Below are 22684 nucleotides of genomic sequence, written 5' to 3'. Positions count from 1 at the left end.
GGTGCGGTGCCAGGCACCGCGAGCCCGGCGTGACCGACGAGGCACCCCCTAATGCGCCGCCACCCGCTCCACCAGCCCGATGGCTCGCGCCAGCAACTCCCGTTCTTCCCCAGTCAGTTCCGCCTCGATGGCCCGCGCGAGCCAGTCCGCCCTGCGTTCCCGTTCCTCCTCCAGCAGTGCGCGACCCTCGGTGGAGAGTTCGACCAGGCTCTTGCGGCCGTCGGTGGGGTGGGCCCGGCGGGTGATGAGGCCCTGGTCCATCAGGAGTCCGACGGCCCGCGCCATGGACTGCGGGCGTACCCGCTGGTCGGCGGCCAGTTCACTGGTCGTCATCGCACCGCTGCGGTCCAGTGAGCCGAGGACGGCCACCTGGCCGAGCGGCATCTGATCCTCGAGCTTCACGCGCCGCGTGAGCTTTCCCATCGCGGTACGCAGTTCGGCGGCGACGGCGGCGGATTCCGGAAGATGCATACCGAATTTTATCCCAGCACGACTGCGCAGCGAATCTGCGCAGCAGAACTGAACAGCCACACTCAACAGCATCGCTGCGCAGATTGGCTGTAGAGTTCCTCCGCGTCGGGTCCTGCGCCATCGTCGCCGCAGCCGGGTCCGGCACTTATGCGACAACGGGAGGACTCCCATGACCGCCATCACCTCCGTCACCGGCCGCCGCATCCTGGACAGCCGGGGCAACCCCACCGTCGAGGTGGACGTGACTCTGGCGGACGGCTCGCTCGGCCGGGCAGCGGTGCCCTCCGGCGCCTCCACCGGCGCACGAGAGGCCGTCGAACTCCGCGACGGCGACCCGGCCCGCTGGCACGGCAAGGGCGTCGACCAGGCGGTACGCCACGTCGACACCGAGCTGGCGGCCGTCGTCGTCGGCCGGGAGGCCGAGGACCAGGCCGGCCTCGACGCCGCCCTCATCGCCACGGACGGCACCCCCACCAAGTCCAGGCTCGGCGCGAACGCGATCCTCGGCGTCTCCCTGGCCGCCGCCAAGGCCGCGGCCGCCGCCCACCGGCTGCCGCTCTACCGCTACCTCGGCGGCTCCGACGCCCGGCTGCTGCCGGTGCCGATGATGAACATCGTCAACGGCGGCGCGCACGCCGACAATCCGCTGGACTTCCAGGAGTTCATGGTCGCCCCGATCGGTGCGGACACCTTCGCCGAGGCCGTGCGGATGGGGTCCGAGATCTTCCACACCCTGCGCCGGGACCTGCTCGCCGCCGGGCACTCCACGGGTGTGGGCGACGAGGGCGGCTTCGCACCCGCCCTGCGCACCGCCGAGGAGGCGCTCGAGTTCGTCGTGGCGGCCGTCGAGCGCACGGGATATCGGCCCGGGACCGACGTCGGCCTGGTCATGGACCCGGCGTCGTCCGAGTTCTTCCGCGACGGCGTCTACGACTACACCGGCGAGGGAGTGCGACGTACGCCCGCCGAACAGGTCGACTACCTGGTCAAGTTGATCGACTCCTACCCCGTCGTGTCCATCGAGGACCCGATGGCCGAGGACGACCTGACGGGCTGGCGGGACCTGACCGCACGGGTCGGCGCGCACTGCCAGCTCACCGGCGACGACGTCTTCTGCACGAACGAGACCCTGCTGCGCGAGGGCATCGCCTCCGGCGTCGCCAACTCGGTTCTGGTGAAGGTCAATCAGATCGGCACCCTGACGGAGGCGCTGGCCACGGTCGGTGCCGCCCACCGCGCGGGCTACACCGTCGTCATGTCCCACCGTTCCGGGGAGACCGAGGACACCACGATCGCGGACCTGGCGGTCGCCACGGGCTGCGGCCAGATCAAGACCGGCTCGCTCTCCCGCTCCGACCGTACCGCCAAGTACAACCAGCTCATCCGTATCGAGGAGGAGTTGGGCGACAGCGCCCGGTACGCGGGTGCGGAGGCGCTGCGGCGATAGGGAGCACGCCCGGTGCGGTGTGCGGTCCGGGGCCCGGCACACCGCACCCGAGGCTCCCTCACCGCTCGTCCAACCGCCCCAGATGCAGGGTGACATCGTCCACGAGCCGCCCCAACAGCCGCCCGAGGTCCGCGCGTTCCTCGTCCGACCAGCCCGCGATGGCCTCCGAGAACCATCCGACGAGCGAGGTCGCGTAGCGGTTCGCCGCCCGGGCGCCCTCGGAGGTCGGCTCGATGAGGCTGGCGCGGCGGTCGTGAGGGTCGGCCACCCGGTGCACCAGGCCGCGCCGCTCCAACCCCTGCACCTGGCGCGTCACATGCGGGCCCACGACCTGCATCCGCTCCGCGATCTCGCCGATCCGCAGCGGCCGGTCCGCCATGTGCAGGGTCATCAGCACCCCCACCGCCGGACGGTCCAGCGCCAGCCCGGCCGCCTCGGCGGCACGCTCGGTGAGCCGACCGCGATTGACGGCGTTACTGAGCTGCGCCAGGCGCGGCACCACGGCGAGGACGTCGGCCGACGGGGCGTCGGGGGGCTCTGCGTTCACATCGACTCCATTTGCATACCTGAGTTAGGTATCTATATGCTCCGGCGGGGAGGACTTCGGGAGTCTCCCATGCCCTCCAAAAGGATACCTAAGGTACGCATCTTCACCCGGAAGGAACCCCGAAGTGAACCACTCCGCGCACCGCACCGTCCTCGTCTCCGGCGCCAGCATCGCCGGTCCCGCCCTCGCCCACTGGCTCGACCGCTACGGCTTCGAGGTCACCGTGGTCGAGAAGGCCCCCGCCGTCCGGGGCGGCGGCTACGCCATCGACATCCGGGGCACGGCACGTGAGGTTGTCGACCACATGGGTCTGCTGCCGCGACTGCGCGCGGCGCACGTGGACTCCCAGCGGCTCTCCTTCGTGGACACCGAGGGCGCCCTGATCGCCGCCGTCCGCCCCGAGTCCGTCACCGGGGGCGCCGAGGGCCTGGACCTGGAAGTACGCCGGGGTGACCTGGCCGACGCCCTCCAGACCTCGATCAGCGACCGCGTCGAGTTCCTGTTCAGCGACTCCATCGCCACCCTGGACGACCGCGGGGACCGGGTGGACGTCGTCCTCGACAGCGGCATCCGCCGCTCCTTCGACCTCGTCATAGGCGCGGACGGACTCCACTCCCACACCCGTGGCCTGGTCTTCGGCCCCGAGGAGAGGTTCCACCGCTATCTGGGCCACACCTTCGCGGGCTTCACCCTGGCCAACGACCTCGGCCTGGAGCGCGAGGGCGTCATCTGGAACGCGCCGGGCCGGGCCGCCGTGCTGTACGCCCATGGGCCGAGCGACCGTGTGCACGGCTTCCTCACCTTCACCCAGGAGGTTCCGCCGTACGACGCCTTCCGGAACCCCGAGGCGCAGCGGGCGCTCGTCGCCTCCCGGTTCCCCGAGCGGAGTTGGCACCTCCCCCGGCTGGTGGAGGCCATGCGGGAGGCGGACGACCTGTTCTTCGACGTGGTCAGCCAGATCCACCTGCCCGCCTGGTCGTCGGGGCGCGTGGCGCTCGCGGGCGACGCGGCCCATGCCACCTCGTTCCTGTCGGGCCAGGGCTCCAGCGTCTCTCTCGTCGGCGCCTACGTCCTGGCCGGTGAACTGGCCGCGCGGGCCGACCACACCGAGGCGTTCACCGCGTACGAGCGGATCACCCGGGACTTCGTGGAGACCAACCAGGCCCTCGCCACCACAGGCGGCACCTTCGTGACCCCCACCACCCAGGAGATGCTGGACGGCCGCAACGCGGCTCTGCGCGATGCCGCCGCGCCGACCGGGGACGAGGGCCGCGCGGCCCACACCGGTCTGGTGCTGCCCGACTACAGCCACCTGGGCTGACGCGCTCCGCCGCGGCCACCCGGGCGGAAGCGTTCCGCCGCGGCCACCTGGGCGGAAGCGGTCAGCGGGCCGCCGGGCCCGGTCATCCCGCTGTCACTCGATCAGCAGGCCCTCGCGGCACGGATGGGCCGGTCAGGCTAGGTTTTGCCCATGGCTCCACCCCCACGACAGACACCCCCGCCGTCGCCCACCGCAACACCGGACGCCGGTCAGGACGGGCTGATCCGGGTCCATGGTGCCGACGAACACAATCTGCGGCACGTCGATGTGGACGTGCCCCGCGACCAGGTCGTGGCCTTCACCGGGGTGTCGGGGTCCGGCAAGTCCTCGCTCGCGTTCGCGACCATCTACGCCGAGGCCCAGCAGCGCTACCTGGAGTCCGTCGCGCCGTACGCCCGGAGGCTGATCGACCAGGGCTCGGCCCCCCGGGTCGGCTCGATCACCGGTCTGCCACCGGCCGTGGCGCTGCGCCAGCAGCACAGCGGCGGCAGCACCCGCTCCACGGTGGGCACCGTCAGCCGGGTCTCCAACGTGCTGCGCATGCTGTACTCCCGCGCCGGTACGTACCCGGCCGGCCGGACCCCGGAGGACCTCGCCGGAACGTTCCCACGCGATGCCGCGCCGCTGGACTCCGACAGCTTCTCCCCCAACACCGCGGTCGGCGCGTGCCCGACCTGCTCCGGCCTGGGCCGTCTGCACAGCGTCGACGAGGGCAAGCTCGTCGGCGACGACTCGCTGAGCATCCGGGAGGGCGCGATCGCCGCCTGGCCGGGAGCCTGGCAGGGCAAGAACTACCGGGACATCCTCGCCGAGCTGGGCGTGGACATCGACGTACCCTTCCGTGAGCTGCCCGCCGCCCGCCGGGAGTGGCTGCTGACCACCGACGAGCAGCCGACGGTGACGGTGCATCCGATCCGTGACGCGCACCGGGTCGCACGCTCCTACCAGGGCACATACATGAGCCCCCGCAAGTGGGTGATGCACACGTTCGCCACCTCGAAGGCGGCCCATCTGCGGGCGAAGGCCGCTTCCTTCATGGCCGAGGAGGTCTGCCCGACCTGCCACGGCAAGCGGCTCAATCCGGAGGCGCTGGCGGTGACCATCGCGGGGCAGGACATCTCGGTCGCCACCTCGATGCCCCTGAACCAGCTCTCGGCCTTCCTGGAGACGGCGCGCGACCACCCAGACACCCTGGCGCTGCCGGCCGAGCGCAGGCAGGCGGCGCACGCGCTGATCGGCGGTCTCCAGGACCAGCTGGGCACGCTGACCGACCTGGGCCTCGGCTACCTCGCCACCGGACGCGCCACCTCCACCCTCTCCAGCGGCGAGCTGCAGCGGCTGCACATGGCCACCCAGCTCCGCAGCGGCCTGTTCGGGGTGCTGTACGTGCTGGACGAGCCCTCGGCCGGGCTGCACGCCGCCGACACGGAGCTGCTGCTCAGCGCCCTGCGGCGGCTCCGGGGCGCCGGGAACAGCGTGTTCGTGGTGGAGCACAACGCGCAGGTGCTCGGTTCGGCGGACTGGATCGTCGACATGGGACCGGGCGCCGGACGGCACGGCGGGCAGGTTCTCTACAACGGGCCCGCCGAAGGGCTGCACGAGGCGACCGAATCGGTGACCGCCCGGTACCTCCCACTGGACGCGCCCGCCGTGCCCGGCCCCACGGAGCCGCGTACGCCCGAGGGGTGGCTGCGCCTGGCCGGTGTCACCGGCCACAACCTCCATGACCTGGACGCGAGTTTCCCGCTCGGCACGCTCACCGCGGTCACCGGCGTCTCCGGGTCCGGGAAGTCGACCCTGGTCCGGCGTGCCCTCGCGGAGACGGTCCGCGACCATCTGCACGCCGACGACAGTGCGGAGGACATCGCCCGCGACCCCGCCTCGGTGGAGACCGCGGACGAGGAGGAGGCCGGGGTGCCGGTCTGGGACCTGGCGGAGGACCGGGTGACCGTACGGTCCAGCACCGGACTTGAGCACCTCGACCGGCTCGTCGTCGTGGACCAGAAGCCCATCGGGCGCACCCCGCGCTCGAACCTCGCCACCTACACCGGCCTGTTCGACAGCGTCCGCAAGCTGTTCGCCGCCCAGCAGACCGCGCGCGAACTCGGGTACACCGCGAGCCGGTTCTCGTTCAACGTGCCCCAGGGACGCTGCCCGCACTGCCTGGGCGACGGAGTCGTCAGCATCGAACTCCTCTTCCTGCCCACCGAGACCTCCCCCTGCCCGGTCTGCGCGGGGGCCCGCTACAACCCCGGCACGCTGATGGTGCGTTACCGCGAGAAGACCATCGCGGACGTGCTGGCGATGAGCGTGGAGGAGGCGCGCGAATTCCTCGCCGACGTGCGGCCCGCCGCCCGTATCCTCAAGCTGCTCTCCGACATCGGCCTCGGCTACCTGACGCTGGGCCAGAGCGCCACGACGCTGTCCGGCGGCGAGGCCCAGCGCATCAAGCTGGTCAGCGAACTCCACCGGGCGCCGCGCGGCCACAGTCTCTACCTGCTGGACGAGCCGACCACGGGACTGCACCCGGCGGACGTGGACCTGCTGATCGGCCAGCTCCAGCGCCTGGTCGACGCCGGGAACACGGTCGTCGTGGTGGAGCACGACCTGCGCACGGTCGCCGCCGCGGACTGGGTCTTGGACCTCGGTCCGGGCGCGGGCGACGACGGCGGCCGGATCGTCGCCGAGGGCCGTCCGCGGGACATCGCCTCGGCGGGCGGCACCCCGACCGCCGACCACCTGGCCCGCCGCCTCTCACCCCGCTGACCTGCGGAGCTATGGTCTGTCCATATTTGTCGGCATATCCAATGATTCTCGGTAGCATGGATACGGCCGTGGCCGCGCGAGCGCCGAGACGTGCCCGTGAGGCCGCGTACCGAGGGGTGCGGGCAGGACGCTCCCCGACACGGAAGGTGAGCGATCATGACGGGCAAGATGGACGCATCAGAGGCCGCGCGCATCATGAGCGACCCGAACGCCACGAAGGAGGAGCGCTCGGTCGCAGCCAGCGCCCTGTCCGACGTCGAACGCGGCCACCACACGAGCAAGCGTGTCGGCTCCGAGGCGGGCCAGCTGCTGGACGACAAGAACATCTCCGAGGACGACCGTTCCGTCGCGGGCAGCGACCTCTCCCAGGACCGCAGGCGCGGCCGCAAGGACGACTGAGGGGCACCGTCCGGAAACGATGACAAAGGTGGGCGCCACACATGTGTGGCGCCCACCTCGTTCTGCCAGAAAGGGTGTTACGCGCCGTCCTCGTCCTCCGCCGCCTTGGCGGTCACCGCGAGATCGACGAACCGGCGGATGGTCTCCACGGGCATGTCGAGCCCCTGGGAGGCAACGTCCTCGTCGCCGAAGACCTCCACCGCCTCCACGACGGCCACGGCCAGCTCGGCCTCCGCCTTGCGCACCTTCACCTCGGCCTTGTCGACGGTGTCGACCACGGCCAGCTGACGACGCTGCTTCTCCTGGAGTCGCTGCTTACGGGACGGCGTCTTGCCGGGGCTCTGCACAGTCACAACCAAGATCATAAACAGACCCGCGGCCGGACCGGAAATCGTCAACCGCGCTTCGGCACGGCCTCGTTCGAGGCCCCGCGCAAGCCGCTCCCGTCAGGCCGACAGCTCCCACGCGTACGGCGGTTCGGCGCCGGACCGGGAACAGGTGAACGCCGCCGCACGGGCCGCGAATCCGAGCACGTCACGCCAGACCTCGGTGTCCAGACCCGCGACGGCCGCGTGGCTCAGCGCGTCGATCTCCCGCAGCCGGTGCAGCAGGGCCGCGTTGACCGTGTCGCCCGCCCCGATGGTGTCGACCACCGTGACCGGCGTACCCGGCACGCTCACCCGTCCGGCGCCCCGGCTCCGCACGCTGAGTCCGTCGCCGCCCCGGGTCAGGACGATCGCCGCCGGACCCTGCTCGAGCCACGCGGCGAGGTGGACGTCGAGGTCCTCGTCGGAGTCGGTGTCCGCGAGCCACCGGGCGTCCTCCACCGACAGTTTCAGCAGGGCGACGTACGGCAGCCAGGACAGGAAGCGCTTGCGGTAGGCGTCGGCGTCCGCGATGAGACCGGCCCGGATGTTGGGGTCGAGGGCGGTGAAGACCCCGCGCGCCGACTCCCGCAGCAGCAGTGCCTCGTACGCGCTCGCGCCCGGCTCCAGCACCAGCGAGCAGGTGCCGACGGAGAGGGCGGTGACGCCGTCCGGCAGCGCGGGCGGGAGGGCGAACAGCCGGTCGGCGGTGCCCTCGGTGTAGAAGCCGTACCCGGCCGACCCGTCGCTGCCCACGTCGGCGACGGCCAGCGTGGTGGGCTCGGGGCCCCGCTGGACCAGCTCCGTGTCGGCACCCGCGTCCCGCAGCCCCGCCAGCAGGGCGGTACCGAAGGCGTCCGTGGACACGCGCGAGCAGAACGCCGTCGGCGAACCGAGGCGTCCCAGCGCGACGGCGACGTTGTACGGTCCGCCGCCGCGCTGCGGGAGGAGCGGCGGCAGGGCGGGCGCCGGGTCGGAGGTGACGGGGGCGGGCACGAGGTCGATGAGTGCCTCGCCGGCGACGACGATCACTGTGCTGGTTCCTTTCGGTGCGCCGTGGTGCGGCGGGGCGAAGTGGGGGTTGCGTACGTCAGCCGGGAAGGGCGACGGCGCCCGGCGGGCAGCCGCAGGACGTGCGGTGGACGAGGGTGCAGGGCAGCCGGACGGTCCGCGTGGGGCGGTCCGGCGCGTCCAGCCGGTCCAGGAGGAGGCGCAGCGCCAGCTTGCCGAGGTCACGGCTCGGCTGGCGGACGGCGGTGAGACTGGGCGAGAAGAGGTCGGCCCACTCGAAGTCGTCGAAGCTGGCGAGCGCGACGTCCTCCGGGATGGCGAGGCGCGCCTCGCGGAGTGCCTGGAGGGCGCCGATGGTCATCGCGTTGTTCGCCGCGATCACGGCGGTGGGGCGTTCGGGCGCGGTCAGCAGGCGCTCGGTCGCCGCGCGGGCGCCCTCGGACGCGGAGTTGCCGTGGGCGAGGAGGCCGGGGTCGAACGGGAGACCGGCGGCGTCGAGCCCCTGCCGGTACCCCTCGATCCGCTCGGTCGTGGTGCTCAGCCCGGCGAGCCCCGCGACCATGGCGATCCGGCGGTGTCCGAGCGCGGCGAGGTGTCCGACCAGTTCGCGCACGGGCGCGGTGCCCTCGGCGCAGACCTGGTCGTATGCCGGTTCCTCGGCCTCGTCGACGAGCCGGTCGAGGAAGACGGCCGGGACGTCGGCCCGGTCCAGGTACGCGAGCAGCGCGGACGGTTCGGCCGAGGGCGCGATGATCACGCCGTCCACCCGGCGTTCGTGGAGCATGCGGACCACGCTCAGCTCGTGGGCGGGGTCGTCGTGCGGGTCGGCGATGAGCAGGCCGTAGCCGGAGGCGAGTGCTTCGGCCTCGACTCCCTGGAGGATCTCGGTGAAGTACGGGTTGCTGATCGCCGAGACGGCCAGGCCGACGGAGCGGGTGCGGGAGGTGACCAGGGATCGCGCCAGGGTGTTGTGGATGTAGCCCAGCTCGTCGATGGCGCGCAGCACCGCGTCACGGGTCTCCTGCCGTACCGGACGAGTGGCGTTCAGCACATGGGAGACCGTGGCCACCGAGACACCCGCGTGCCTCGCCACGTCCGCCATCGTCCGCATCGTTTTCTCCTCCGTGTGTCCCACGCCGCGTTGACCGCGTGTCCGGCTCGCCTGTCCGGCACGTCCGTCCGGCTCGTCCGTCCATGAGACGTCAGCGTCCTATCAAAAGTCACACGTAAGCGTTTGCGCAAACGCTTACGCGGCGATTAGGTTTCGCCGCGTCTTCGGACATCCGTCCGCACACCGTTGTGAGGAGGCGCCATGCGCGCTGTCGTGGTCACCCAGCCGGGAAGCGCCGAGCTGGCCGTCATACCCGATCCGAGTCCCGGCTCCTCGGAGGTGGTCGTCCAGGTCAGCTCGTGCGGCCTCTGCGGTACGGACATGCACATCCTGGGCGGCGAGCTGCCGTCGGTGCCCTACCCGCTGATCCCCGGCCACGAGCTGACCGGCGTCGTGGTGGAGGTCGGCAAGGACGTGCTCTTCCCGGCCGTCGGCCAGCGGGTCGCCGTCGACCCCAACACCCCGTGCGGCGCCTGCCACTACTGCCGGATCGGCCGCGGCAACCTCTGCGAGCACTACGAGGCCGTCGGTGTGACCCGCAACGGCGGCTTCGCCGAGTACGTGGCCGTCCCCGCGGCCCGCTGCCACGTCCTGCCCGAGGGGCTGTCCGAGGCGGCGGCCGGACTCGTCGAGCCGCTGTCCTGCGCCGTGCACGGCCTGAGCCGGCTGCCCCGCCGCCCCGGTGAGCACTACCTCGTCTACGGCGCGGGGACCATGGGCCTGATGATGGCCGCCCTGGTGGGCAACGCGGGCGCGGCCTCCGTGTCCGTGGTCGACCCCAATGTGCGCCGCCTGGAGTTGGCCCGGCACATGGGTGCCGACGCCACTGCCCCCAACGCCGACGAGCTGGGCCGGGAGCACGGTTTCGAGGTCGTCATCGACGCGACCGGCGTCATCGCGGCCATCGAGGACGGGCTCGGCCGGGTCCGCAAGGGCGGCACGTTCCTGCAGTTCGGCGTCGCCGACCCGGCACGACGGGCCACCTTCTCGCCCTTCATGGTCTACAACCGCGAGATCGACATCATCGGTTCCATGGCGGTGCACCACGGCTTCCAGCCCGCCGTGGAGATCCTCGCGGGCGGCCTGAACCTGGACCCGCTGGTCAGCGACGTGCTGCCGCTGGAGAACTTCGACGACGCCGTCAGCCTCTTCCGTGCGGGCACCGGCCAGAAGATCCACCTCGCCCCGCAGCAGGAGGACCCGCGCATCGCGGCGACCCCGTCGGCCACCGCCGCGGACACCGCGTCATGACCGGCCTGCCGGAGCCCGCGGCGGCACCGAAGCGGCGGCCACGCCTGCGCAACGCCCTGATCTGGGTGTTCGGCGCCCTCGGCGGCATCCTGTGGGGCTACGACACAGGGGTGATCTCCGGTGCGATGCTCTTCATCCGCCAGGACATCGCCCTGAGCCCGCTGCTGGAGGGCCTGGTCGTGTCGGGCCTGCTGGTGGGCGCGATGGCGGGCGCCGCGCTCGCCGGGAAGCTCTCCGACGCCTGGGGCAGGCGCCGCCTCATCCTGGGCGCCGCGCTCGTCTTCATCGTGGGCACGATCGGCGCGGCCCTCGCCTCCGAGGCGTCGCTGCTCATCGCCGCGCGGGTGTTCATCGGGGTCGGCGTCGGCATCGCCTCGGTCGTCGTCCCGCTCTATCTGACCGAGCTGGCGCCGGTGGAGGTGCGCGGCGGTCTCGCGTCCCTCATGCAGCTCCTGGTGACCGTGGGCATCTTCCTGGCCTACCTCACCGACTACGCCCTGGCTCCCGCGCACGCGTGGCGCTGGATGATCGGGCTCGGGGTGCTGCCCGCGGCCGTCCTCGCCCTCGGCATCCTCACGCAGCCGGAGAGTCCGCGCTGGCTGGTGGGACGGGGCCGCCGGGACGACGCCCGCGCGGTGCTGACCCGTCTGCGCGGCGACGACGAGGCCGCCCGCGGCGAGCTGCTGGACATCGAGAGGACGCTGGCGGAGGAGCGCGCCGAGACGCGCCGCCTGACCCTGCGCGACCTGCTCTCCCCCCGGCTGCGTCCCATGCTGGTCGTCGGTCTGCTGCTGGTGTTCTTCCAGAACTTCGGCGGCATCAACACGATCATCTACTACGCCCCGACGCTGCTCACGAGCATCGGGTTCGGCGACGACGGCGCGATCCTCGCCAACGTCGGCATCGGCGTGGTCAACATGCTGATGACCCTCCCGGCGATGCGTCTGATCGACCGGCGCGGGCGTCGGCCCCTGCTGCTGTGGGGCTCGGTCGGCATGTGCGCGGGCATGGTCGTCCTGGCCGCGGTGAACCTCACGCCGCTGGGCCACGGCTCGCTGCTCGCCCCGCTCACGCTCTTCGGTGTCGCCCTCTATGTGGCCGCGTTCGCCACCTCCTGGGGGCCGGTGCAGTGGGTGATGCTGCCCGAGCTGTTCCCCACCCGTATCCGCGCGGGGGCGGTCGGTGTGTGCGTGGTGTTCAACTGGCTGTTCAACATGACCGTGGCGCTGGTCTTCCCGTCCCTCCTGCATGCCTGGGGAGCGGGGATCAACTTCGTGATCTTCGCCGTCACGACCCTGGCCTCCGGCATCTTCGTCAAGAAGCTGCTGCCGGAGACGCGGGGGCGGACGCTGGAGCAGATCGAGCGGGACCTGCTGCGCCGCGGGGACACCGCCGAGGCCGCCGAGCGGGAGACCGCGCCGGTGAGCTGACGGAGTCCGGGGCCCGGCATGGTGCCGGGCCCCGGATGCTCATCACTCGAAGAACTTCAGGCCCCACCCGGTGTCCGCGGTGGGGCCGGGCACGTTGGCGCGCCGATATGTGGTGTCGCCCCACCAGGCGAACGATCCGGTGTACCAGTAGCGGTTGTCCCAGGAGTACGGCGTGCCCTTGGGCACCGCGTGGAACATCGACGGGAAGCGCGGCCCGGCCGGCGGGCTGGTGCCGATGTCCCCGTTCAGCAGGACGAAGGTGTGATGGCCGGGGCCGTTGACGTACAGCGTCGGGTCCCATCCGGCCATCATCGTCGAGCGGTTGGAGCCGAAGAGGCAGCCGTTGGACTTGTACCAGTCCCACACATAGGTCGGGTCGCCACCTGCCCGCAGCCGCAGGTCGGCCAGGCAGTACTGGTCGCTCCAGCTACCGTTCGCCGAGTAGACGATGTGGAGTTGGCCATTGGGGTCCCGGATCGCCTCGGGGCCCTCGTTGATGTACGGGTTGCCGACCACCCGCTCCCAGCTCTCCCGCGGCTGGGAGATGACGTACCGGGCTCCGGTCGGGGTGGTGGGGCTGCTCATCCGGGCGATGTAGAGGTTCTGCTCGACGTTGGTGTCACCGGCCCAGCCGGACCAGACGAACCAGCGCTGCCCATTGAAGGTGAACATGGTGCCGTCGATCGCCCACTTGTCGTCCGGGAGCGCGAGCCGGGTCTCACCGCCGTAGCCGCTGTCGGGGTTCGCGGAGCTGATGACGTACATCCGGTGGGCGGCGCCCCGTCCGGCGGTGAAGTAGATGTAGTAGCGCCCGCCGTCCGTGGTCAGCTCCGGCGCCCACACCTCCCCGCGCCCTATGGTGTCCGACCACACCTGCCGGGCGGGCGCGGAGGCGAGCCCGGCGGTGGAGGACGCCTGCCGTACCGCGATCCCGCCGCCGGTGGACTGCACCGAGATGTAGGTGCCGCCGACCCGGATGACACTCGGATCGGCCGCTCGCATCGAGGTCTGCTCCGCCCTGGCCGACCCGGCGGAGGAGAACGACAGCAGCGAGGCGAGCACGCCCAGCACCGTGAGCAAGAGGGCGGCATGGATGCCGCGAAATGGTTTCATGCCGGTCTTCTACAACGATGCATGGACCCTGCCCACCCCTCTTGCGGACCCAAGTCCTCCGCGTCGGCGCGGGGTTGTGCGTCGCCGGTGTCACCAAGCCACGGGCAGCTTCAGGGGGAACCGGCGGATCGTCTCGGTATCCCAGCGCACCTCCTCCGGCGGCACGGCCAGCCGCAGTCCGGGGAAGCGCTCCAGGAGGCGTCCGACGGCGACTTCGAGTTCCGTCATGGCCAGGGGCACCGCGATGCACCGGTGCCCGCCCCAGCCGAACGTCATGTGGGGACGGTTCGGCCGGTCGATGTCGATGACGTCCGGGTCGGGGTAGCGCTCCGGGTCACGGTTGGCCGCCAGGTACGACACATGGACGAAGTCCCCCGCCCTGATCTGGGCGCCGTCCAGCTCCATGTCCTCCAGGGCCAGGCGGGGGATTCCGACACCGTTGCGGAACGGGATGTAGCGGAGCAGCTCGTTCAGCACCCCGGTCAGGTCCGCGGGACGGTGCCTGAGGTGGTCAGCCAGCTCGGGACGGGTGAGGAGGAGGTAGATGATGTCGCTGATCTGGCAGGTCGCCGTGTCCTGACCGCTGAGCGCCAGCGTCAGGGCGGTGACCGCGAGTTCCCGGTCGCTGAGGCAGTCCTCGCCGTCCCGGGCCTCGGCCATCAGGCTGATGAGGTCGTCGCCCGGCGACTTCCGGCGCAGTTCGACGAGTTCGCCGAAGTACTCCGTGAGGTCCGTCTTCGCCGCCGCGGCGGCCTCCTTGTTGCCCGCGCCGACGACCAGCAGCCGGAGCACGGACTCCTGCAGGCGCGGCCAGTCCTCGCACGGGACCCCAAGAAGGTCCATGACGGTGTGCTGGGGCAGCGGGTCGGCCAGCAGCTCCACCGCGTCGGCCGGCGGCCCCTGTTCCTCCATCCGGTCCAGCAGGCGGTCCGCGAGCCGGACGATACGGGGCCGCATCTCATCGGCCCGCTGCTGGGTGAACGCCTGGGAGGCGAGTTGACGGACGCGGCTGCTGTGCGGCGGGTCCATGACGTTGATCGACTCGGGCGAGACGATGGGCTCCGCCGTCAGCCGGGGATAGTCGTGGGTGATGATCGCGGCCCGGCTCAGCCGGGGATCGGTGGTCACCCGTTTGACGGCGTCGAAGCCGGTGACGATCCACGCCTCGGCATCGCCGTAGGGAAGCCTGACGCGGACGGGGGCATCCCGTCCCATCAGGTCGGCGAGCGCGGGGTCGAACTCCAAGGCGTCACTGAAGTCGAACGGGCACGCGGCTGTCTCTTTGTCGATGAACACCGGACGGCTCCTCCGAGTGCGGGGCGGGTACGGGGCGAGTACGGGATGGACGGCGCCCACGCGTGGCGGAGCCCGTCGGCGATACGCGGTGTGCGCCGGGAGCGCGATGGTGACGCAGAGTAGGCGCGATCAGAGTGTGGCCCGGCACCATGGCACTTCGAAGCCGCCACGCCATGCCGATGAACAATGGCTTGAGGCACCATGTGGTCCTGCCGGATTCCCCGGCAGGACCACATGGGGTGCAGGGCGGGACCCCGTCCTGGACGAGCGGCTTGCCGCTTCGCCTCAACTACCGTCCGCTGTCGCCCTGACGGCCCGGCCTCACTTCAGATGCCGGGTGAAGAACTGCGCGGCCGCGTCCCCCGCGAACCGGGGGACTCCGGTGTGCCCGCCCATGTTGGCGTGCAGCGTCTTCTCCTCGGAACCGAAGGCGTCGAAGAGCTCCAGGGCCGCATGCCGTTCGTTCCCCTCGTCGTCCCACTGCAGCAGGACGTGCAGGGGGACGGTGAGCTGCCGGGCCTCTTCGAACATGGCGCGAGGCACGAGACTCCCAGCGAACAGGACGGCGGCCGCGATACGGGGCTCGACCAGCGCCAGCCGGATACCGATGGACATCACTCCCCCCGAGTAGCCGACCGGGCCGCCGATCTCGGGCAGCGACAGCAGGGAGTCCAGGGCGGCCCGCCATTCCGGGACCGCCTTGTCGACCAGTGGGAGGACGAGCGCGTCGATGATGTCGTCACCGACCGCCTCCCCGGCCTCCATGGCACGGCGCAGGTCGGCGCGAGCCTGGTCGAGGGCGGGCAGGCGGGGCCGTTCGCCGCTGCCGGGAAGTTCGATGGTGGCCGTGGCGAAGCCGTCCGCCGCGGCGCTCCGGGCGCGGTCCACCAGCCGGGGGTACATCTTGCGGAGCCCGAGGGGAGGGTGCCCGAGCAGGATGAGCGGCGCCGGCGCGGACGCGGATGCCGATGCCGGTGTCCACAGGATGCCGGGGATGTCACCGAGGGTGAATTCGCGTTCGAGGAGGTTGTTTTCGAGGAGGGCGTCGTCGAGACGCTGCTCGGAAGTGAAATGCATGGTCGTGCCTTTCGGGAGTGCACTGAGACGGCGCTCCCGGACGACCTGCCTATCGCCCGACCGTGACCCCGGAGGGGAGCACCCATGTCGATACTGCGTTCACGGGTACCACCTCCTCGATCTCTCGCACGGCCACTGGAAACTTAGCAGGGGGTCACCCTCGTGGGCCAACGGGTTTTTGATCGGCCCATGTAGCTCTTCACGCTGCCCGCACGCGCCCGGCGGAGCGCGGAGAGGGGATTCATGATGACGGTCAGCCTCGGGTGAGCAGGTGTGGAGAGGTATAGCAGCCGACATGGTGGCGGAACGCACACTCCCACCCCGAACTATGTAGCCCCACCACATGTGCCCCTGACCTGCCCCTTCCTACGGTGTGCCGACACCCACCCGTCCCCACCGCACACAAGGAAGTGGCGCACATGGCACCCGAGTCCACCGCTCCCCCACCCCCGGCGAAGCTCCCCCGCATCGTCGCCGCCAGCCTCATCGGCACCACCATCGAGTGGTACGACTTCTTCCTGTACGGGTCGGCGGCGGCCCTGGTGTTCAACAAGCTCTTCTTCCCGGACTCCGATCCGCTGGTGGGGACGCTGCTGGCGTTCGTGACGTACGCGGCGGGGTTCGCGGCCCGGCCGCTCGGGGCGCTGGTGTTCGGGCACTTCGGCGACCGGCTGGGGCGCAAGAAGCTGCTGGTGCTGAGCTTGCTGCTGATGGGAAGCGCGACCTTCGCCATCGGGCTGCTGCCCACCCACGCCACCATCGGCACCGCCGCGCCGGTGCTGCTGACCGTGCTGCGGCTGGTGCAGGGGTTCGCCCTGGGCGGTGAGTGGGGCGGCGCCGTGCTGCTGGTGTCCGAGCACGGGGACGCCCGCAGGCGGGGCTTCTGGGCCTCGTGGCCCCAGACCGGCGCGCCTGCCGGGCAGTTGCTCGCCACGGGCGTGCTGTCCCTGCTCACCGCCACCCTGTCGGACGACGCGTTCGTCGCCTGGGGCTGGCGCGTGCCCTTCCTGCTGTCCGGGGTGCTGGTCGTCGTCGGGCTGTGGATACGCCTCTCCGTCGACGAATCTCCCGTGTTCCAGCAGGCGTTGGCGCGGGCCGAGGCACGGCAGGGCGAGTCGGCGGAGAAGCTGCCGCTGGTGTCCGTGCTGCGTCACCACTGGCGCGAGGTGCTCATCGCCATGGGCGCCCGTATGGCGGAGAACATCAGCTACTACGTCATCACCGCCTTCATCCTCGTCTACGCCACCACCGCCGCCGACGTCTCCAAGCAGACCGCGCTCAACGCCGTACTCGTCGGCTCCGCCGTCCACTTCGCGGTGATCCCGGCCTGGGGCGCGCTGTCGGACCGGGTGGGGCGGCGGCCGGTGTACCTGTTCGGCGCGGCCGGCATGGGTCTGTGGATCTTCCCCTTCTTCGCGCTGGTGGACGCCGGGTCCTTCGGTGGCCTGGTGTTGGCCGTCAGCGTGGGACTGATCCTCAACGGCGCCATGTACGCACCTCAGGCGGCGTTCTTCGCGGAGATGTTCGCCACCCGGGTGCGCTACTCGGGTGCCTCGATCGGCGCCCAGTTCTCCTCCGTGGCGGCCGGTGCGCCCGCGCCGCTGATCGCCACCGCTCTGCTCGCGAAGTACGACAGCGCGACGCCGATCGCCCTGTACGTCATCGCCGCCGTGCTGCTGACCCTGGTCGCCGTGGGCGCCGCCCGCGAGACCCGGAACCGGGACCTCGCCGACGTGACGGCGGACGGCGTCCCTTCCGGCCGGGTGGACACTGCGGCCAAGTCCCCGACCGCCTGACCGGCTCGTGCGCTGACCGGCACCCGCGTGGATGCCGGTCAGCGGCGTCCCGGTGCCGCCAGCCCGTGCAGGCGCAGGGCGAGTTGGATCTCCAGTACGCGGGACGGTGTCTGCCAGTCCGCGCCCAGCAGGCGGGCCACCCGCTCCAGCCGCTGGGCGACGGTGTTCACATGGACATGGAGCGCGTCCTTGGTGCGGGCCGGACTCATCGCGGCCGCGAAGTAGGCGTCCAGGGTACGCAGCAGATCGGTGCCGCGCTGGGCGTCGTACGCCACGACGGGCCCGATGGTGCGTTCCACGAAGCCGCCGATGTCCCGGTCACCGGCGAGCAGCAGTCCGAGGAAGCCGAAGTCCTCGGCGGCCCCGCCGTCCCCGGCCCGGCCGAGCAGGTGCAGCGCGTCCAGGCAGCGGCGGCCCTCGCTGTAGGCGGCGGCCACCTTGTCGGGGCGGGCGGCCAGGCCGGTGACGGGGGCGGAGGCGCCGACGGTGACCGGCTGGCGGACGGCGATGCCGAGTTCGCGGGCGGTGCGGCGGGCCAGGTCCGTGGTGGAGTCACCGGGGTCGAGCGGGAGCAGCAGGACGATGCCGCCGTCGCGGGTGGCGGCCAGGCCGTGCCGGGTCGCGGCCAGGTGGGATGCGGCGGACCACAGGCGGCGCCGGGCGGCGGCCTCCTCGTCGGCGTCGGCCGCGGTCGCGTCGAGACGGGTGGCGAGGACGGTGTGGGTGGCGTCCAGGTCGGCGTCCAGCCGGCTGGCCCGTTCGCGGAGCAGCCGTGGGTCGCGGTCGTGGGCGTCGAGGAGGTCGTCCAGCAGCTCGCCGCGCACGCGCCGTTCGGCCTCGGCGGCGGAACGGCGGGCGAGCAGGAGCAGGGAGGTGACCATCGCGGCGCGTTCCAGGGTGCGCTGGTCGACCGGGTCGAGGCCGGGGTGGCCGTGCAGGACCAGCGCGCCGAACACCTCCTCCCCCGCGGCCACGGCCGCGATCCAGTCGGGTCCGTGACGCACGGCGTGCCCCTCGGCGCGGGACGCCTCCAGCGCCTCGGCCGGGGTGGTGCCGGTCTCGGTGAACCGGACCGCGCCGTCGAGTACTTCGGAGACGGCGTCGGCCACGTCGTGCACTCCGCCGCCGCGCAGGACGAGTTCGGCGAGCCGGTCGTGCACCTCGGAGGCGCGCTCGATGACGGCGCTGCGGTCCTGGATGACCTCGTTGGCGTGCTCGAGTCCGGCGAGGGCCGACTGGGTCTCGGTGAGCAGGTTGGTGGTGTCGATGGCGGCCGCGGCGAGGGCGGCGAAGGAGCCGAGCAGGGCGATCTGTTCGCGTTCGAAGACGCGTGCGCGCCGGTCGGCGGCGAACAGGACGCCGATGACGTGCGGGCCGAGTGTCAGCGGGACGCCGACGATGGCGAACAGGCCCTCGTCGCGCACCGCGACGTCGATGGTGTCGGTGTGCTGGAAGCGGGCGTCCTGGAAGTAGTCGTCGGTGACGTACGGCCGGGCGGTCTGGGCGACGAGTCCGCCGAGCCCCTCGCCCATGCCGAGGCGCAGCTGCTGGAAGCGGGCGGAGACGGAGCCCTCGGTGACCAGCATGTAGGTGTCGCCGCGCTCCGGGTCGTTGAGGCTGAGGTAGGCGATGTCGGTGCCGAGCAGGGAGCGGGCGCGCTGCACGATGGCCCTGAGGACCGCGTCCACGTCCCGGAGCCCGGCCAGGTCGTGGGCGGTCTCGAAGAGGGCGGACAGCTCGGCCTCCCTACGGCGCCGCCCCTCCAGCTCCGCGCGGACGCGCAGCGCGAGGAACTTGGCGTGTTCGAGCGCGGCGACGCGTTCGACGGATTCCCGCTCGGCGCGGGCGAGGAGGACGGGACGTTCGTACGCCTCCGGGGAGGCGTCGCGGGCGAGCAGTTCGAGGTAGGGGGCCTCCGCACAGGCGACGGCCCCCGCCGCGGCGGCCCCGGTGGCGGGGCGCGCGGCCGACTGGAGTTGATCGGGAGACATGGCCACAGGATCGCTCATCGTGGGCCCGGCCCGTCAGCCCTGTGGACAACTCCAACGAGGCCGGGCGGACGCCGGTTCAGTGGGCCGTCCAGCCGCCGTCCAGCACCAGTGAGGTGCCGGTGACGAAGGACGCCTGCGGTCCGCACAGATAGGCGACGGCCTCGGCGACTTCTTCGGGTTCGATGAGCCGACGCAGGGCGCTGTCCTTGAGCAGGATCTCGGAGAGGACGCGTTCCTCGGGGATGCCGTGCGCCTCGGCCTGGTCGGCGATCTGCTTCTCCACCAGTGGGGTGCGCACATAGGCCGGGTTCACACAGTTGGACGTCACACCGTGTGGGGCGCCCTCGAGCGCGGCCGTCTTGGACAGGCCCTCCAACCCATGTTTGGCCGCCACATACGCCGACTTGTAAGCCGAGGCGCGCAGACCATGGACGGAGGACACATTGACGATGCGCCCCCAGCCCTGCGCGTACATATGGGGAAGCGCCCCACGGATGAGCCGGAAGGGTGCCTCCAGCATCACGGTCAGCACGGTGTGGAAGACCTCGGGCGGGAACTCCTCCAGCGGCCGCACCAGTTGCAGCCCGGCGTTGTTCACCAGTACGTCGGCCCCGGCGGCGGCACGCTCGGCGGCGTCGAGGTCGGTGAGGTCCAGCTCATGCGGTACGACATCGCCCGCGAGCCCCTCGGCCCGCCCTGCCAGCTCGGCCAGGCCCGCCCCGTCCAGGTCGACGGCACGCACCTCGGCCCCGGCCGCCGCCAGCCGGAGCGCGCAGGCGCTGCCGATGCCTCCGGCGGCCCCGGTGACGAGGGCGACCCGGCCGGCGAGGTCCAGGGTCGACGGGGTGCTGGGCTGAGGGCTGGGCGGCGAGGTCATGTCCCGACCCTAGTGACGCGCCCCCAGCTCACCACATAGGGCGAGCACCCATACTTCAGCCGCGAGTCATAGGGTCGAACCATGTGGGTGTCTCGGACAGTGCCTGCTTGATCCGGAACAGCGAGAACTCGTTCAGCTCCGGGAGCGCGTCCACCGCGAACCAGTCCACGTCCAGCGACTCGTCGTCGTTCACCCGCGCCTCGCCGCCCACGGCGCGGCAGCGGAAGGTGATGTCCATGTACTGGCACTCGTCGCCGTTGCCGTAGGTGACGGGCTGCAGGGCCTGGACCAGGACGACCCGCTCGGGCACGCAGTGCACGGCCGTCTCCTCGAAGACCTCCCGCACCGCGCACGCGGCCGGCTGCTCCCCCGGCTCCGGGATGCCGCCGACCACCGACCACTTGCGGGTGTCGGTGCGGCGGCCCAGGAGCACCCGGCCCTCGTCGTCGAAGACGATCGCGGTGACGCCGGGGAGCCAGAGCAGCTGGGTGCCCGCCGTGGCCCGGAGCTCGGTGATGAATTCAGGTGTAGCCATGGCCCCGACCCTAAAGGGCCGCGTCCGGGCCGTTCGCCCGGGCCAGGGGCGTACGGCCGGTCGTACGGCTACGCGCCACCGGCGCGCCGACCGCGCACCGCGGCCGTACCGGCCCAGCCGAGGCCGCCCGCCGCGACCAGCAGCAGCGCCATCTCGGGCAGGATGCCGAGCCGGGTGGCGGGGGTCTCGGAGGTGCGCAGGGGCACCTTCATGTCGATGTGGGCGGGGACGAACATGCCGGTGTGCCGCGCGACCCGCCCGTCCGGCATGATCACCGCGCTGACGCCGCTGGTCACGGGCACGGTCACGGTCCGGCTGTGCTCGACGGCGCGGACGCGGGACATGGCGAGCTGCTGGTAGGTCATCTGGCTGCGGTCGAAGGTGGCGTTGTTGCTCGGCACGGAGATCATCTGGGCGCCGTGGGTGACGGTGTCCCGCACGGCCCAGTCGAACGCGGCCTCGTAGCAGGTGGCGAGGCCGACCTTGACGCGGCCGAAGCCGAAGACGCCCGGCTTGTCGCCCCGGCTGAAGTCCTGGCGGACCATGCCGGTCCACTCGCTGTTGATCGCTCCGACGAGCGAGCGCAGGGGGAGGTACTCCCCGAAGGGCTGCACCTGGCGCTTGTCATAGGTCTGGGTGGGGCCCTTGGCCGGGTCCCAGAGGATCTGCTCGTTGAGCAGCCTGCCGTCCCGCTCGACGACCGAGCCGACCGAGATAGGTGCGCCGATCGCCTCGGCGGCACTCTGGATGACGGCGGCCGCGTCGGGTTCGGCGAGGGGGTCGATGTCGGAGGAGTTCTCCGGCCAGAGGACGAAGTCGGGGCGCGGCGCCCTGCCCGCGGCCACGTCGGCGGCGAGCTTCAGGGTCTCGCGGGCGTGGTAGTCGAGCACGGCGCGCCGCTGGGCGTTGAACTCGAGCCCGGAGCGGGGCACGTTGCCCTGGATCAGGGCGACGGTCGCCGTGCCCGCCTCGGCCTGGTCGCTGACCAGCGCACGCGCGCCGACCGCGCCCACCACCGGCACCGCGACACTGAGCAGCGCGACGGCGGCGGCGGACCGCCGTACCTCGCCGTCGCGGCGGCGCAGGAGCAGCCGGACGGCCTCGTAGAGGCCGAAGCCGCACAGGACGACGGCGAAGCCGAGCACCGGGGTGCCGCCCACCGCGGCAAGCGGCAGGAAGACGCCGTCCGCCTGTCCGAAGGCGACCTTGCCCCAGGGGAAGCCGCCGAAGGGCATGCGCGCGCGTACCGCCTCTCCGGCGATCCACACCGCCGCGGCCCACACCGGCCACGCGGGCAGCCTCGACACGGCGTTGACGCCGACACCGACCAGGGCGACGTAGACCGCCTCGATGACGACCAGGGCGAGCCAGGGGCCGGGGCCCACCTCCACGCCGGTCCACACCAGCAGCGGCAGCAGGAAGCCGAGGCCGAAGAGGTAGCCGAGGCCGAGCGCCGCCTTCCAGGTCCGGCCGCGCAGCGCCCAGGCGAAGCCCGCGAAGGCGGGCAGGGCCAGCCACCACAGGGTGCGGGGCGGGAAGCTGACGTAGAGGAGCACGCCGCTCAGCGCGGACACGAGGGCCGGGACCAGACGGATCAGGCGGGCGCGGGCGCCCTTCGCCGGAGGCTGTCGGAGCCGGTGCGGCTGGTCCACGGAAGTTGCGGTGACGGTCACCCTGGGGAGTGTACGGCGGTCCGCGCGCCCCCTGACATGCCGGTCATCACGGCATTCCCGCTCAACTCGTCCACAAATCGGCTCACAGCCGTTAGCGTGTGCCGAGCCTCGGCGGTGCGGCCGGTCCCGGCCGGACGCCGTCGTGGGGTGCGGCCACAGGTCGGGGGACCGGGTGCGAGGGGCTACGGGTGGCGTCTACGGGGAGGG

At 71.8% G+C, this 22684-nt stretch carries 19 protein-coding genes; 7 read left to right on the top strand and 12 right to left on the bottom strand.

The window, feature by feature from the left end; genetic code table 11:
- Positions 1-48 precede the first annotated feature (48 nt).
- Positions 49-471: a MarR family winged helix-turn-helix transcriptional regulator gene (locus tag ACIPPM_RS19970; protein WP_401449448.1), complete on the bottom strand. Its 423-nt coding sequence runs from the start codon at positions 469-471 to the stop codon at positions 49-51.
- A gap of 169 nt (positions 472-640) precedes the next feature.
- Between ACIPPM_RS19970 and eno the strand changes: the two genes are divergently transcribed.
- Positions 641-1918: a phosphopyruvate hydratase gene (gene eno / locus ACIPPM_RS19965; protein ID WP_401449445.1), complete on the top strand. Its 1278-nt coding sequence runs from the start codon at positions 641-643 to the stop codon at positions 1916-1918.
- Between the two features lie 58 nt (positions 1919-1976).
- Here the strand turns inward: eno and ACIPPM_RS19960 are convergent, their stop codons facing one another.
- On the bottom strand, positions 1977-2465 hold the full coding sequence (locus tag ACIPPM_RS19960; protein ID WP_401449442.1) for a MarR family winged helix-turn-helix transcriptional regulator: 489 nt from the start codon (positions 2463-2465) through the stop codon (positions 1977-1979).
- A gap of 124 nt (positions 2466-2589) precedes the next feature.
- Here ACIPPM_RS19960 and ACIPPM_RS19955 point away from each other — a divergent pair, with 124 nt between their 5' ends.
- From ACIPPM_RS19955 to ACIPPM_RS19945, 3 genes are all read left to right on the top strand, one after another.
- Positions 2590-3786 (top strand): FAD-dependent monooxygenase, encoded by a 1197-nt coding sequence (locus ACIPPM_RS19955; RefSeq protein WP_401449439.1) that lies wholly within the window; start codon positions 2590-2592, stop codon positions 3784-3786.
- A gap of 150 nt (positions 3787-3936) precedes the next feature.
- Positions 3937-6552, top strand: a complete 2616-nt coding sequence (locus ACIPPM_RS19950) for an ABC transporter (RefSeq protein ID WP_401449436.1) — start codon at positions 3937-3939, stop codon at positions 6550-6552.
- 156 nt (positions 6553-6708) lie between these two features.
- Complete coding sequence (locus ACIPPM_RS19945; protein ID WP_401449433.1) at positions 6709-6951, top strand: hypothetical protein; 243 nt, start codon at positions 6709-6711, stop codon at positions 6949-6951.
- Positions 6952-7028: 77 nt separating this feature from the next.
- On the opposite strand, the gene ACIPPM_RS19940 is transcribed toward ACIPPM_RS19945, so the two are convergent.
- The 3 genes from ACIPPM_RS19940 to ACIPPM_RS19930 all read right to left on the bottom strand — a co-directional run bounded on the left by ACIPPM_RS19940 (position 7029) and on the right by ACIPPM_RS19930 (position 9438).
- A complete protein-coding gene (locus ACIPPM_RS19940) occupies positions 7029-7304 on the bottom strand; it encodes a hypothetical protein (protein WP_401449430.1) in 276 nt (91 codons plus the stop codon).
- Positions 7305-7397: 93 nt separating this feature from the next.
- Positions 7398-8348, bottom strand: a complete 951-nt coding sequence (locus ACIPPM_RS19935; RefSeq protein ID WP_401449427.1) for a carbohydrate kinase — start codon at positions 8346-8348, stop codon at positions 7398-7400.
- 58 nt (positions 8349-8406) lie between these two features.
- Positions 8407-9438, bottom strand: a complete 1032-nt coding sequence (locus ACIPPM_RS19930; RefSeq protein ID WP_401449424.1) for a LacI family DNA-binding transcriptional regulator — start codon at positions 9436-9438, stop codon at positions 8407-8409.
- Positions 9439-9639: 201 nt separating this feature from the next.
- On the opposite strand from ACIPPM_RS19930, the gene ACIPPM_RS19925 reads away from it, so the two are divergent.
- Both ACIPPM_RS19925 and ACIPPM_RS19920 read left to right on the top strand, forming a co-directional pair.
- Positions 9640-10689, top strand: coding sequence for a zinc-dependent alcohol dehydrogenase family protein (locus tag ACIPPM_RS19925; RefSeq protein WP_401449421.1), 1050 nt, complete (start codon positions 9640-9642; stop codon positions 10687-10689).
- Entirely contained in the window at positions 10686-12119 is a 1434-nt protein-coding gene (locus ACIPPM_RS19920) for a sugar porter family MFS transporter (RefSeq protein WP_401449418.1), read from the top strand. The genes ACIPPM_RS19925 and ACIPPM_RS19920 overlap by 4 nt, the downstream gene beginning before the upstream one ends.
- Positions 12120-12161: 42 nt before the next feature.
- On the opposite strand, the gene ACIPPM_RS19915 is transcribed toward ACIPPM_RS19920, so the two are convergent.
- From ACIPPM_RS19915 to ACIPPM_RS19905, 3 genes are all read right to left on the bottom strand, one after another.
- Positions 12162-13232, bottom strand: a complete 1071-nt coding sequence (locus ACIPPM_RS19915; RefSeq protein WP_401449415.1) for a glycoside hydrolase family 43 protein — start codon at positions 13230-13232, stop codon at positions 12162-12164.
- Between the two features lie 90 nt (positions 13233-13322).
- A complete protein-coding gene (locus ACIPPM_RS19910) occupies positions 13323-14528 on the bottom strand; it encodes a cytochrome P450 (RefSeq protein ID WP_401449412.1) in 1206 nt (401 codons plus the stop codon).
- A 321-nt stretch (positions 14529-14849) separates the two neighbouring features.
- Positions 14850-15605: an alpha/beta hydrolase gene (locus ACIPPM_RS19905; RefSeq protein ID WP_401449409.1), complete on the bottom strand. Its 756-nt coding sequence runs from the start codon at positions 15603-15605 to the stop codon at positions 14850-14852.
- Between the two features lie 419 nt (positions 15606-16024).
- On the opposite strand from ACIPPM_RS19905, the gene ACIPPM_RS19900 reads away from it, so the two are divergent.
- A complete protein-coding gene (locus ACIPPM_RS19900; protein WP_401449406.1) occupies positions 16025-17401 on the top strand; it encodes an MFS transporter in 1377 nt (458 codons plus the stop codon).
- 38 nt (positions 17402-17439) lie between these two features.
- Here ACIPPM_RS19900 and ACIPPM_RS19895 read toward each other — a convergent pair whose 3' ends face one another.
- The 4 genes from ACIPPM_RS19895 to lnt form a co-directional block, all read right to left on the bottom strand.
- Complete coding sequence (locus tag ACIPPM_RS19895; RefSeq protein ID WP_401449403.1) at positions 17440-19392, bottom strand: helix-turn-helix domain-containing protein; 1953 nt, start codon at positions 19390-19392, stop codon at positions 17440-17442.
- Between the two features lie 76 nt (positions 19393-19468).
- Entirely contained in the window at positions 19469-20269 is an 801-nt protein-coding gene (locus ACIPPM_RS19890) for a 3-hydroxybutyrate dehydrogenase (RefSeq protein ID WP_401449400.1), read from the bottom strand.
- A 55-nt stretch (positions 20270-20324) separates the two neighbouring features.
- Positions 20325-20804, bottom strand: coding sequence for an NUDIX hydrolase (locus tag ACIPPM_RS19885; RefSeq protein WP_401449397.1), 480 nt, complete (start codon positions 20802-20804; stop codon positions 20325-20327).
- Positions 20805-20872: 68 nt separating this feature from the next.
- Positions 20873-22477, bottom strand: a complete 1605-nt coding sequence (gene lnt / locus ACIPPM_RS19880) for an apolipoprotein N-acyltransferase (RefSeq protein WP_401449394.1) — start codon at positions 22475-22477, stop codon at positions 20873-20875.
- Positions 22478-22684: the final 207 nt, after the last annotated feature.

Source organism: Streptomyces sp. NPDC090119 (genome assembly GCF_044747085.1).
Lineage (GTDB): Bacteria > Actinomycetota > Actinomycetes > Streptomycetales > Streptomycetaceae > Streptomyces.
The sequence above is the reverse complement of the archived record's forward strand: the minus strand, read 5'-3'. Positions and strand labels throughout refer to the sequence as shown.

What these genes read in the sequence shown, in the direction of transcription:
- ACIPPM_RS19970 (WP_401449448.1), bottom strand. Translation starts at nt 471, where the DNA reads ATGCATCTTCCGGAATCCGCCGCCGTCGCCGCCGAACTGCGTACCGCG.
- eno (WP_401449445.1), top strand. Translation starts at nt 641, where the DNA reads ATGACCGCCATCACCTCCGTCACCGGCCGCCGCATCCTGGACAGCCGG.
- ACIPPM_RS19950 (WP_401449436.1), top strand. Translation starts at nt 3,937, where the DNA reads ATGGCTCCACCCCCACGACAGACACCCCCGCCGTCGCCCACCGCAACA.
- ACIPPM_RS19945 (WP_401449433.1), top strand. Translation starts at nt 6,709, where the DNA reads ATGACGGGCAAGATGGACGCATCAGAGGCCGCGCGCATCATGAGCGAC.
- ACIPPM_RS19930 (WP_401449424.1), bottom strand. Translation starts at nt 9,438, where the DNA reads ATGCGGACGATGGCGGACGTGGCGAGGCACGCGGGTGTCTCGGTGGCC.
- ACIPPM_RS19925 (WP_401449421.1), top strand. Translation starts at nt 9,640, where the DNA reads ATGCGCGCTGTCGTGGTCACCCAGCCGGGAAGCGCCGAGCTGGCCGTC.
- ACIPPM_RS19920 (WP_401449418.1), top strand. Translation starts at nt 10,686, where the DNA reads ATGACCGGCCTGCCGGAGCCCGCGGCGGCACCGAAGCGGCGGCCACGC.
- ACIPPM_RS19915 (WP_401449415.1), bottom strand. Translation starts at nt 13,232, where the DNA reads ATGAAACCATTTCGCGGCATCCATGCCGCCCTCTTGCTCACGGTGCTG.
- ACIPPM_RS19905 (WP_401449409.1), bottom strand. Translation starts at nt 15,605, where the DNA reads ATGCATTTCACTTCCGAGCAGCGTCTCGACGACGCCCTCCTCGAAAAC.
- ACIPPM_RS19900 (WP_401449406.1), top strand. Translation starts at nt 16,025, where the DNA reads ATGGCACCCGAGTCCACCGCTCCCCCACCCCCGGCGAAGCTCCCCCGC.
- ACIPPM_RS19895 (WP_401449403.1), bottom strand. Translation starts at nt 19,392, where the DNA reads ATGTCTCCCGATCAACTCCAGTCGGCCGCGCGCCCCGCCACCGGGGCC.
- ACIPPM_RS19890 (WP_401449400.1), bottom strand. Translation starts at nt 20,269, where the DNA reads ATGACCTCGCCGCCCAGCCCTCAGCCCAGCACCCCGTCGACCCTGGAC.
- ACIPPM_RS19885 (WP_401449397.1), bottom strand. Translation starts at nt 20,804, where the DNA reads ATGGCTACACCTGAATTCATCACCGAGCTCCGGGCCACGGCGGGCACC.